This is a genomic window from Citricoccus parietis, assembly GCF_042433045.1.
In the GTDB taxonomy this organism is placed as follows: Bacteria; Actinomycetota; Actinomycetes; order Actinomycetales; family Micrococcaceae; genus Citricoccus; species Citricoccus parietis.
In genome coordinates this window covers 78,891-89,204 of sequence record NZ_JBHLWH010000043.1, presented here as the reverse complement: position 1 = coordinate 89,204, position 10,314 = coordinate 78,891, and the positions used below count along the sequence as shown (strand labels likewise).

Here is a 10,314-nt window from a genome sequence, read left to right as displayed (position 1 = left end):
CGCGGGCGCCACCTTCACCGACTACATCAACCACCGCAGCACCGATCTCTGACCTTGGGCTCCCCGCGTAGCCCGCTCCCGCTCTGGAATCGAGAGAATACGCCGGTCACGAATACGTCAGGCCAGCACTTATGGATCGACGAGTACTCAACGCCTGGTCTCGTATCTGGTCAGGAGCACACCGTCGGGAAACGTCCGGGTCTCCACCAGGCTCAGGTTCACCCAGTGGCCCAAGGTCGGGAAGAACCGCGTGCCGCCGCCCACCAGGACCGGGTGCGTGACGATCGCGTACTCATCGATCAGCCCGGCCCGCATGGTCGCCGCGGCGAGGGTGGCGCCGCCGACGTCCATCGGACCACCATCCTCAGTCTTGAGTCGACTGATTTCTTCGACAGCGTCGCCGGTGACCAACCGGGCGTTCCAGTCGACCTTGCTGGTCGTCGAGGAGAACACGACCTTCGGCATGTGGCGCCAGCGGCGGGCGTACTCGATCTGCGCCGGCGTGACGTCGGGCTGCTGGTCGGCGGTCGGCCAGTGGGAACTCATCGTCTCCCACAGTTTGCGCCCGTACAGCGCCAAGCCCGTCGCCCCTACCCGGTCGGACCACCACTGGAACAGCTCGTCGCTCGGCACGCTCCAGCCGAGGTCGTCGCCGGGCGCGGCAATGTAGCCGTCCAGGCTCACGTTCATCCCCCAGGTCAGTTTTCGCATGGCGTCAGTGTCCCGTGAGTCGGCCTCCGGCGTACAGGCCAGCACGGCGCGGACGACCTTCGGGCATCAAAGGGCCGACGAGGTCAGAGGCTCACGGTCACGGCCTCCCGCACCGTCAGGCGTCCTCCAACACCGTCAGGCGAAGGGCCGGGACGCGACGTCCAGTCCTCGAAGTTCGGCATCGGTCAGCGTCAGGGAGCCGGCGGCCACCAATGCGGGAAGCTGTTCGGGAGTGGATGCCGAGGCGATCGGAGCGGTGGCCCCCTGGGCGAGCTGCCAGGCCAGGGCCACCGTTGCGGGCTCGACGCCGCGGGACTCGGCCACCCGCACCAGCTCGTCCACCACGGCGAAGCCTTCCTCAGTCGCATATCCCTCGACCATGTTCTGCCGGGACCTCCCCTCGAGATCGGCGGCGGAGCGGTACTTGCCAGTGAGGAAACCGGACGCCAGCGCGAAGTACGGGAAGGTGGCAGCGCCGAACTCACGCGCCATCGGCAGGTAGGCGGTTTCGAAGTCCTGGCGGTGCACCAGGTTGTACTGCGGCTGGATGGCGACCGGCACCGCGAGACCGTTCGCGGTGGCGTACTCGAACCACTGGCGCATGCGCTTCGGCGAGTAGTTGGACAGCGCGATGTGGCGAACCTTGCCGGAGGCGACCAGCCCGTCGTAGGTGGTGGCCTGATCCTCGATCGAGACGTTCTCGTCGTCATAGTGCGAGTAGTACACGTCGATGTAGTCGGTCTGCAGTCGATCCAGTGAGGCCTCCAGGGCCGCCACCACGGAATCATGCTGTTGGTTGTCGTAGGGCGCCAGGCCGCCCATCTTCGTCGCCAAGACGAGCGTCTCCCGAGTGCCACGGGCGGCGAACCACTCCCCCAGGACCTTCTCCGAATCGCCGCCGGTATGGTCGCCGGCCCAGACGGCATACAGGTCTGCGGTGTCGATCAGGGTGCCGCCGGCCCCGACGAAGGCGTCCAGCACGGCAAAGGAGGTATCCCGATCCGAGGTCCAACCGAAGGTGTTGCCGCCCAGAACGAGTGGCAGGGTCGTGTACTCGGTGTCCTGGAGAGTGATCGTGGTGGTCTGCAGCGTGTTGGAGGAAGTCATCCGATCACCCTATCGGCCGCCCGGACGGCGGCACCCAACCCTCCACCGCAGCTCCGCTATCCACTAATGTGTCCACCACCGCCTTCAAGGAGCATCGCCATGTTGCTGGAACGGATCTACGACCACGACCTGTCCCAGGCCAGTTATCTGATCGGCTGTCAGAAGACCGGGGAGGCCATCGTGGTGGACCCGCGCCGGGACGTCCAGGAGTACCTGGACCTCGCCGCTCGGAACGGGATGCAGATCACCGCAGTGACGGAGACCCACATCCATGCCGACTATCTCTCGGGATCCCGCGAACTCGCCCACGCGACCGACGCCACGCTCTGGGTCTCGGCGGAGGGCGGTCCGGACTGGCAGTACGGCTTCGAGGCCGAGCGACTGTATGACCGTGACTCGATCACCCTGGGCAACATCACCCTCCAGGCACTGCACACCCCCGGGCACACCCCGGAGCACCTGTCCTTCCTCGTCACCGATGGCGCCGTCACCACCGAGCCGGGGTATCTCCTCTCGGGAGATTTCGTGTTCGCGGGCGATCTCGGTCGCCCCGATCTACTCGACGAGGCGGCCGGTGGCGTGGACACCCGTTTCGAGGGGGCCCGGCAGCTGTTGGCCTCGCTCCGAGACGTCTTCCTCGCGCTTCCTGACCACGTGCAGGTCTTTCCAGGCCACGGCGCCGGATCACCGTGTGGCAAGGCGCTCGGTGCGTTGCCGTCCACCTCCGTGGGCTATGAGCGGTTGTACTCGTGGTGGGGCAGGCATCTGTCGGCCGGAGACGAGGACGGATTCATCCACGAGCTGCTCGAGGGTCAACCGGACGCCCACGCCTACTTCGCGCGCATGAAACACCAGAACCGCCAGGGACCAGAAGTCATGGGACCCAGAGCGGCGCTGGCCGAACTGGACATCGCCACGGTCGCCGCCGGCGTGGACAACGGCTCCCTCGTACTCGTGGACACCCGCTCGGTAGCGGCGGTCCACCGCGGGACAGTACGGGACGCGCTGTCCCTGCCCAACCCGGACAAGGTGGCCAGCCACGGAGCGTGGGCCTACGACCCCGAGCAGGACTCGACCCCGCTCGTCCTCCTGGCCGAGGACGGCGATCAGGCCCACCGGCTCTGGGACCACCTGGTCCGCGTCGGCATCGACCGGGTGGTGGGCTACGTCAAGGGCATCGAGGGGCTACCGAGCAGCTCACCCCTTCTCCTCTCCCCTGCCGACCTCGATTCCGCCGACCACGCAGTCCTCCTGGATGTGCGCAGCAAGGGCGAGTATGCCGACGGGCACATCCCCGGCGCCTGGCAACTCAATGCCGGCAAGGTCCTGTGGAATCTGGACGCGCTCCCCCGCCAACGAGTCATCGTGACCTATTGCCAGACGGGCATCCGCAACTCCGTGGCCGCCTCCGCCCTGCGCCGGGCCGGCTTCACCATCGCTGAACTGGAGGGGTCCTATGCCGGCTGGCAGACCTGGGCTCGGTCTCCGGAGCCTTCAGGGACACCCGTGCACGACGCCGGCCGCGCACCCACCGCAGAGCCCGTCGCCTGAGTCTGTTCCGCCGGCCCGCTTCGCTCCTAGGCTGTCGTGATGACCGCTGAACCGCTCACGGACCCTGCGGGGCCTGTCTATGGACTCCAGCTCTGCGTTGACAGCGCACGCCCCCACGAGCTCGCCGACTGGTGGGCCGAGGCCCTTCGCTGGGAGGTCGAGACCCAGGACGAGGACTTCATCCGCCGCATGGTGGCCGAGGGCCACGCCAGCGACGCCGAGACCACGACCCACCGTGGCCGGTTGGTGTGGGCCAGCGGCGCCGCCATCAATCCACCCGGGGACACTGAGGGAGCGGGCGATCGGCCGCGCGTCCTCTTCCAGGCCGTCCCCGAATCCAAATCCGTCAAGAACCGGGTCCACTGGGACCTGCGCGAACCCGGCGCCGATGATGAGCGCCGCGCCGGTGAACTACACCGGCTGATCGGCCTGGGCGCCACGCAAGTCGCCACGGGACGCCAGGGCCCGTGGACCTGGACAGTTCTGCAGGACCCGGAGGGCAACGAGTTCTGTCTCTAGGTGCTGAGCGTCAGGGCCGGCCGAGCGCCAGCTCCCCCTATATCGCGAGCCCAACGGGATCTCAGGGCATCAGGCCAGCAGAACAGCCACGCCCACACAGGCGCACGCCCACAGCTGGCTCGCGAAGGTCCCGAGGATGAACCGTTCGGCCGCGCCGGACTTGCCCAGTTCCGAATACCGGCCCAGCGCCTTGACCGCCAGAATGATCGCCAGTCCTTCGGGCCAGCCCATGATCAGCGTTGAGGCCACGGCCAATCGCTCGAGGACACCGATCCAGGCCCCGCCTCGCAAGACGGGCTGTGCGTTGATCTCCTCGTTGAAGACCTTCTCTCCCTCTGGGCCTGTCAGGACCCGCTGGTGCTCTGGGTGGGACGAGTTGAAGGACAGCCGTAGGACCGCCACCGTGGGAGAGCCGCCGCCCACCGTCGCCGCCAGAACGGCCAAAGGCCCGGAGACAGCCCACCCCGCTCCCCCGCCCGAGAGCAGCGCCACCACGGCGGCCGCGCCCAGCAGGAGGATCTGGATCAGTGCAGAGCAGTACAACCAGACCTGTGGACGGCTCGGCGTTCCTCGCCATCGCTCGAGATACTGGGGCACCCCGACCAGGCCGGACACCACCAGCAGCGCAACTGACACCACGGCTAAGCCTGTCATCCCTGTCCCCTTGATCCACCTCCGCCATCGACCAGCCGGTCAACGCGCTCCAGCATGCCAGAGACCACGGACGCCAGACGTCGGGACTCACCCCACATTCCCGTGCGCAGCCGCGAACTCACCGCTTGCTGCGTGACACCCAACTCACGGGCAGCCTCGCGTTGTGTCCTGCCGGCGTCCACCAGCCGGCCAGCTTCCTGGCCGTCCTCGCTGCGCCGATGTTCGAGTTCTGCCAGCAACTGCAGGCTCGCTTCGATCCCCTCCAGCAGCTCGGACACCTCGTCCCCCACAGGAGCCCCGGTGGGTGAGTCGGCGGAGCCGGTCGAGTCGGTGGAGTCAGTGGCGCCACCGGTCGTGACCGGACCGGCCACGGCCACCCGGCCGGGCGAATGCTTGGCTCGCTCGACGGCGATGCGGGCGTACTCGAAGGCGGGCCCGGCACCGGCACGGGTCTCCGCGGGCAGGGGCTGGCGCACCTGGCCGACCCCGATTCCCACGCTCCAATGGCCGGACCGCGCCGCCGAGAGGGCGATGCCCACCACGATCTCGGCCCGATCCACCACACCCTGTACCTCGTCCCCCGCCGTGCGCTGGAACGGGCGGACGATGCCCCGGCCGGACTCGTTCTCCTCCTGGTCCACGAGTCCCTCGATGAGGGCGGCCACCCGATCCGGTCCCCGGCTGGAAGCACGCTGGTCCATTGTCATGACGAACATTCCACAAGCCTAGCGCTTGGTAGACCCAGGAACAAGGAGTAAATCTTGTTGTCAGCGGGGCGTCTAGAGTGAAGGGATGCCTGCTTCTTCCGAGACCCCGCCCCCGGCCGATGCACGGACGATGCTGCACGCGCCCACCCGGGCCTCGCGCTGGATGTGGATGAGCCTGACGCTGGACGCGGTGCTCATCGTCGTCTTCGCCGCGCAGGGGCGCAAGACACATGAGTCCGGTACGGACCTCGGCGGCCTTCTCTTCACCGCACTCCCCTTCCTGTTGGCCTGGGCCATCGCCACCGCCCTCACCCGCCCGCACCGCACCTGGGCGCAGATCTGGCCGGCCGGCGTCGTGGTGTGGCTGGTGACCGTGGCCGGCGGCCTCGCCCTGCGGGTGGCCTTCGGCGGCACGGCCGCCCTGGCGTTCCAGTGGGTGACGGCAGGCGCCCTGGCCGTGCTTCTCCTCGGCCGCCGCGCCGTCACCGCGCTCATCCTGCGGTCGCGACGTCGACGCCGGTCCTAGGATGGCCTCGAAACCAGACGAGACCAACAGAAGCACCCAGGAGGAACCACGATGGTGACAGCCTTCGTCATGATCAAGACCGACCCAGACCGCATCCCGGAGTGTGCAGAGCAGTTGGCCGACCTGAACGGCGTCACGTCCGTCTACTCGGTGACGGGGAACTGGGACCTCGTGGCCATGGTCCGGCTGCGCCAGTACGACGACCTGGCTGACGTCATCGCCGACCAGATGTCCAAGGTAGAGGGCATCCGGGACACCGAGACCATGCTCGCCTTCCGCGCCTACTCACGCCATGACCTGGAAGAGGGCTTCGCACTCGGCTTCGAGAACATCGAGCAGTAGCAACCCTCAGCCGAACGGGACGCCCCTCAGAGGCGTCCAGCGATCCCAACGATCTCGAGGCCTCCGAGGTGACAGCGAAGACCGGGGCGACCGGAGCGACCGGGCTCAGGAGTGCGAGACCTGCACCCAGGAGTCCAGAGCACCCTGGGCGGCGCCGGAATCGATCGATTCCGCCGCCCGCACCATGTTCGCCGTGATCCTGTCGAAGAGGTGCCCCTCCGCCGAGGTATCGAAGGCGGTGAGGCCAGCGGCCGCGTTCAACAGCACCGCATCGCGGACCGGGCCCACCTGGCCTGCCAGCAGATCGCGGATGATCCCAGCGTTGTGCTGGCCGTCCCTACCGGCCAAGGCCTCGACGGCCGCCAGGTCAATCCCGAAGTCCTGCGGATTGAGTTCATGTTCGGTCACCACACCGTCGCGGATCTCGAAGATCGTCGACGGACCGGACGTGGTGATCTTGTCGCGGCCATCGCTGCCGCGGAAGACGAGTCCGCGCAGTCCACGATCGGCCAGCACACCTGCCAGCAACGGGGCCATGCGGGCACTGGCGCATCCCAGCGCCTGGGCACGCACACCCGAGGGGTTGGTCAGCGGTCCGAGGTAATTGAAGACGGTCGGCACGCCCAGCTGCTTGCGCGCCGGGGCCACGTACTTCATGGACGGGTGGTACCCCTGGGCGAACAGGAAGGTGATTCCCGCCGTCGTGGCACACTCGAGCACCTTGTCCACTGACATGGACAGGTCGACCCCGAGGGCCTCGATCACATCGGCAGCGCCCGCCGTGGAGGACGCGCCGCGGTTGCCGTGCTTGACGACCGTTGCACCCGCGCCCACAGCCACCAGCGACGACATGGTGGAGATGTTGACCGTCCCGAGCTTGTCTCCCCCGGTGCCGACGATGTCCAGGGTCTCCCCCGGGACCTCAAGATGCACCGCATTGTCCAGCATGACCTGGGTCAGGCCCAGCAGTTCCCCGACCGTCTCCCCCTTGGCGGCGAGGGCCACCAGGAACCCGGCGATCTGCGCGTCCGTGGCGTTGCCGGACATGATCTCCCGCATCGCCCACACGGCCTCGTCGGTGGTGAGGTCCTGACGGGACACCAACCGCCCGAAGACGAAAGGCCAGGACAGGGATGCAGTCGACGAAGTACTCACGCGATTCATGCTATCCCTGCACCGCGACGCGGCCGAAGCGTGCGAACGTCTATTGCAGACGACGTGGTGCGGGTCATATTCTCAGTTTCGGGCGACCGATGCGGAGACCGAAGTCGAGTACGTGCAGTCAGTTCTCCCACCCCTCTTCCCAGGCGGCCCGCATTAGGACATACTCATGACTCGTAACCTCATGGCCAGCTCGGACGGAAACATTGATTCACGTGCAATCCTGCGAGATTGCTGGACACTCCTGGGCAACTGGGTGGGAAATCGATCAATACGGGAAGAACGGGAAACGCCGAAACGTTCGTCGCATTGGAGCCATTGGGTGTTTTAGGGCCATAATGGCTGGGTGACGACTGCAACCCATGCCCTCCCCCGGCCCGCAACAGGGCTCCCCAGCCGACCCAATATGGTGCAAGTGGGCACCATGGTCTGGCTCTCCAGCGAGCTCATGTTCTTCGGCGGCCTCTTCGCCATGTACTTCACTCTGAAGTCCACCTCCCCCGAGTTGTGGGCCGAGAGCACGGCGACTCTGAATGTTCCCCTGGCCTTCGTGAACACCCTGATCCTCGTGGCCAGTTCCTTCACGGCGCAGGCCGGCGTGTTCGCTGCCGAGCGCCTCCAGCCGCGCCGCACCGGAGGCCCGCTCGCCCTCAAGAGCTGGGGCATGGTCGAGTGGTTCATCCTGACCTTCATCATGGGTGCGATCTTCGTCTCCGTGCAGTGCTACGAGTACGCGGTGCTCGTCTCCCACGGCATCACGATCGACGCCAATGCCTACGGTTCTGCCTTCTACATCACGACCGGCTTCCACGCCATCCACGTGACCGGCGGCCTCATCGCCTTCCTCTTCATCATCGGTCGCGCCTACCTGGCCAAGCGCTTCGGTCACCACGAGGCCACCTCAGCCATCGTCGTCTCCTACTACTGGCACTTCGTCGATGTCGTCTGGATCGCCCTCTTCGCCATCGTCTACTTCCTGAAATAGGCCACGCCGTCCTCCCGGCACACCCGCACCACACCGAGGTAGACCGGATTCGGAACGTCACCCTCCTCCGGTCACAAAAGAAACGTTAGGAACCAACCGTGAAGGCACTTTCACAGAAACGGCGCCACCCCATCGCCGGGCTCGCGCTGCTGCTTCTGGGACTTCTCATCACCGGCGGCCTGTACTCCGTCGCCAGCACCATGAACCAGGCCCAGGCCTCCAACACGGGTTCTAGCTACAGCGCAGAGGACATCACCGAGGGCGAGAAGCTGTTCAACGCCAACTGCGCCACCTGCCACGGGGTCGAAGCCGTCGGCACCGAGAACGGACCGACCCTGGTCGGCGTCGGCGCCGCCTCCGTCAACTTCCAGGTCGGCACCGGACGCATGCCGATGCAGATGCAGGGACCTCAGGCCCAGGCCAAGCCGAATCAGTTCAGTGACGAACAGACCGCACAACTGGCCGCCTACGTCGCCTCCCTGGGTGCCGGACCGGCTATCCCGGACGAGCAATACCTGGACACGGACCACGAAGACGTGGACCTGGGCAACGGCGGTACGCTGTTCCGCGTGAACTGCGCCATGTGCCACAACGCTGCTGCTGCCGGCGGTGCCCTGACGCGCGGCAAGTACGCCCCGCCGCTGGCTGACGTCTCCGAGCAGCACATCTACGAGGCCATGATCACCGGCCCGCAGAACATGCCCGTCTTCAGTGACGCCAACATCAAGCCGGAGGACAAGCGGGACATCATCGCCTTCCTCAAGCAGATCGAGAGCCAGGGCTCCCCGGGCGGCGCCTCCCTCGGCTCGCTGGGCCCAGTGTCCGAAGGCCTCCTGGTCTGGACCGGAGGACTGGCTGTCCTCATCGGCTTCATGGTCTGGCTGACCACGCGGTCCTCCTGACCTGACGGCGCCGTGGGGGCGCCGGTCACACACAACGTCACATCACTCAAGCAAAGGATTCAGATCTATGTCTGAGCAAAGCCACGGAGGCCCGGAACACACGGGCGCCGTTGAGCACGCCGGTGTGGAGGAGTCGGGCAAGTACGCCATCGACAACCCCGGCATCCCGCCGCACCGGCCGCGACTGGCAGACGAGGACCCGAAGGCCGCCAAGCGCGCGGAGCGCCAGGCCGCCTTCCTGTTCGGCCTCTCCATCGTGGGTACGCTCCTGTTCTTCGTGGGCTACTTCGTGGTCGGCCAGATCGGGCCAGACACTCCGATCGCCACGGTCCGCCTGCAGAATATGCTCCTCGGACTCGGCACTGCCTTCGCCATGCTGGGCATCGGCGTCGGCATCGTGCACTGGGCCAAGACCCTGATGCCAGACCACGAGACCACCGAGCTGCGTCACGAGGTCCGGACCGAAGCCGATCGCCAGATCGCCGTCGGCATGATCGAGGACATCGTCGACGAGACCCAGGTGAAGCGCCGCCCCCTGCTGCGCAACACCCTCATCGGCGCCGGCGTCCTCGCCGTCCTGCCGGCGATCGCCATCTTCCGTGACCTCGATGACACAGACAACCGCAGCGAACTGGCTGCCGAGAACTTCGGCCCGGAGCGCCTGCGGCACACCATGTGGGCACCCGACGTCCGCCTCGTACGCGACCCCACCGGGACCCCGATCAAGGCCTCCGACGTCACCATCGGCTCCGCCTTCCACGTGATCCCGGAAGGGCTCAACGAGCTCGACCCGCACGAGATGCTCAACCAGAAGGCCAAGGCCGTGGTGCTGCTCATGCGCATGAACCCCGAGGACATGTATGTCTCCCCCGAACGGGAGGACTGGAATGTCGACGGAATCGTCGCGTACTCCAAGGTCTGCACGCACGTCGGTTGCCCGGTCGCGTTGTACGAACAGCACACCCACCACCTGCTGTGCCCCTGCCACCAGTCGACCTTCGACCTGGCGCGGGAGTGCAAGGTGATTTTCGGCCCGGCCGGCCACGCGCTGCCACAGCTGCCGATCAGCGTTAATGAAGAGGGCTTCCTGGTCGCCCAGAGCGATTTCCATGAGCCCGTTGGACCGGCATATTGGGAGCGTGGCTGATA

Annotated in this window: 12 protein-coding genes; 7 read left to right on the top strand and 5 right to left on the bottom strand. The window is 66.7% G+C overall.

Annotation, left to right across the window (positions count from 1 at the left end; all coding sequences use genetic code 11):
• Positions 1-147 precede the first annotated feature (147 nt).
• Positions 148-711 (bottom strand): dihydrofolate reductase family protein, encoded by a 564-nt coding sequence (locus tag ACFFIO_RS15450; protein WP_378043185.1) that lies wholly within the window; start codon positions 709-711, stop codon positions 148-150.
• A gap of 135 nt (positions 712-846) precedes the next feature.
• Positions 847-1,818, bottom strand: coding sequence for an aldo/keto reductase (locus ACFFIO_RS15445; protein WP_378043183.1), 972 nt, complete (start codon positions 1,816-1,818; stop codon positions 847-849).
• A gap of 99 nt (positions 1,819-1,917) precedes the next feature.
• Here ACFFIO_RS15445 and ACFFIO_RS15440 point away from each other — a divergent pair, with 99 nt between their 5' ends.
• The gene (locus ACFFIO_RS15440) at positions 1,918-3,369 is read left to right on the top strand and encodes an MBL fold metallo-hydrolase (protein WP_378043181.1); all 1,452 of its coding nucleotides are present in this window, start codon (positions 1,918-1,920) and stop codon (positions 3,367-3,369) included.
• A 39-nt stretch (positions 3,370-3,408) separates the two neighbouring features.
• The gene (locus ACFFIO_RS15435; protein ID WP_378043180.1) at positions 3,409-3,888 is read left to right on the top strand and encodes a VOC family protein; all 480 of its coding nucleotides are present in this window, start codon (positions 3,409-3,411) and stop codon (positions 3,886-3,888) included.
• A gap of 69 nt (positions 3,889-3,957) precedes the next feature.
• Here the strand turns inward: ACFFIO_RS15435 and ACFFIO_RS15430 are convergent, their stop codons facing one another.
• Entirely contained in the window at positions 3,958-4,542 is a 585-nt protein-coding gene (locus ACFFIO_RS15430) for a hypothetical protein (RefSeq protein ID WP_378043178.1), read from the bottom strand.
• On the bottom strand, positions 4,539-5,249 hold the full coding sequence (locus ACFFIO_RS15425; protein ID WP_378043177.1) for a hypothetical protein: 711 nt from the start codon (positions 5,247-5,249) through the stop codon (positions 4,539-4,541). Before ACFFIO_RS15425 ends, ACFFIO_RS15430 begins: the two co-directional genes overlap by 4 nt.
• An 85-nt stretch (positions 5,250-5,334) precedes the next feature.
• On the opposite strand from ACFFIO_RS15425, the gene ACFFIO_RS15420 reads away from it, so the two are divergent.
• Positions 5,335-5,775 (top strand): DUF3054 domain-containing protein, encoded by a 441-nt coding sequence (locus tag ACFFIO_RS15420; RefSeq protein ID WP_378043175.1) that lies wholly within the window; start codon positions 5,335-5,337, stop codon positions 5,773-5,775.
• A gap of 51 nt (positions 5,776-5,826) precedes the next feature.
• Entirely contained in the window at positions 5,827-6,117 is a 291-nt protein-coding gene (locus tag ACFFIO_RS15415) for an Lrp/AsnC family transcriptional regulator (protein WP_159551090.1), read from the top strand.
• A gap of 105 nt (positions 6,118-6,222) precedes the next feature.
• On the opposite strand, the gene trpD is transcribed toward ACFFIO_RS15415, so the two are convergent.
• The gene (trpD, locus tag ACFFIO_RS15410) at positions 6,223-7,281 is read right to left on the bottom strand and encodes an anthranilate phosphoribosyltransferase (RefSeq protein WP_378043173.1); all 1,059 of its coding nucleotides are present in this window, start codon (positions 7,279-7,281) and stop codon (positions 6,223-6,225) included.
• A 343-nt stretch (positions 7,282-7,624) separates the two neighbouring features.
• On the opposite strand from trpD, the gene ctaE reads away from it, so the two are divergent.
• The 3 genes from ctaE to qcrA all read left to right on the top strand — a co-directional run bounded on the left by ctaE (position 7,625) and on the right by qcrA (position 10,312).
• A complete protein-coding gene (gene ctaE, locus ACFFIO_RS15405) occupies positions 7,625-8,263 on the top strand; it encodes an aa3-type cytochrome oxidase subunit III (RefSeq protein WP_378108347.1) in 639 nt (212 codons plus the stop codon).
• A gap of 98 nt (positions 8,264-8,361) precedes the next feature.
• A complete protein-coding gene (gene qcrC, locus ACFFIO_RS15400) occupies positions 8,362-9,165 on the top strand; it encodes a cytochrome bc1 complex diheme cytochrome c subunit (protein ID WP_378043171.1) in 804 nt (267 codons plus the stop codon).
• A gap of 67 nt (positions 9,166-9,232) precedes the next feature.
• Entirely contained in the window at positions 9,233-10,312 is a 1,080-nt protein-coding gene (gene qcrA, locus ACFFIO_RS15395) for a cytochrome bc1 complex Rieske iron-sulfur subunit (RefSeq protein ID WP_378043169.1), read from the top strand.
• Positions 10,313-10,314 lie beyond the last annotated feature (2 nt).

What these genes read in the sequence shown, in the direction of transcription:
- ACFFIO_RS15450 (WP_378043185.1), bottom strand. Translation starts at nt 711, where the DNA reads ATGCGAAAACTGACCTGGGGGATGAACGTGAGCCTGGACGGCTACATT.
- ACFFIO_RS15445 (WP_378043183.1), bottom strand. Translation starts at nt 1,818, where the DNA reads ATGACTTCCTCCAACACGCTGCAGACCACCACGATCACTCTCCAGGAC.
- ACFFIO_RS15440 (WP_378043181.1), top strand. Translation starts at nt 1,918, where the DNA reads ATGTTGCTGGAACGGATCTACGACCACGACCTGTCCCAGGCCAGTTAT.
- ACFFIO_RS15435 (WP_378043180.1), top strand. Translation starts at nt 3,409, where the DNA reads ATGACCGCTGAACCGCTCACGGACCCTGCGGGGCCTGTCTATGGACTC.
- ACFFIO_RS15430 (WP_378043178.1), bottom strand. Translation starts at nt 4,542, where the DNA reads ATGACAGGCTTAGCCGTGGTGTCAGTTGCGCTGCTGGTGGTGTCCGGC.
- ACFFIO_RS15425 (WP_378043177.1), bottom strand. Translation starts at nt 5,249, where the DNA reads ATGACAATGGACCAGCGTGCTTCCAGCCGGGGACCGGATCGGGTGGCC.
- ACFFIO_RS15420 (WP_378043175.1), top strand. Translation starts at nt 5,335, where the DNA reads ATGCCTGCTTCTTCCGAGACCCCGCCCCCGGCCGATGCACGGACGATG.
- ACFFIO_RS15415 (WP_159551090.1), top strand. Translation starts at nt 5,827, where the DNA reads ATGGTGACAGCCTTCGTCATGATCAAGACCGACCCAGACCGCATCCCG.
- trpD (WP_378043173.1), bottom strand. Translation starts at nt 7,281, where the DNA reads ATGAATCGCGTGAGTACTTCGTCGACTGCATCCCTGTCCTGGCCTTTC.
- qcrA (WP_378043169.1), top strand. Translation starts at nt 9,233, where the DNA reads ATGTCTGAGCAAAGCCACGGAGGCCCGGAACACACGGGCGCCGTTGAG.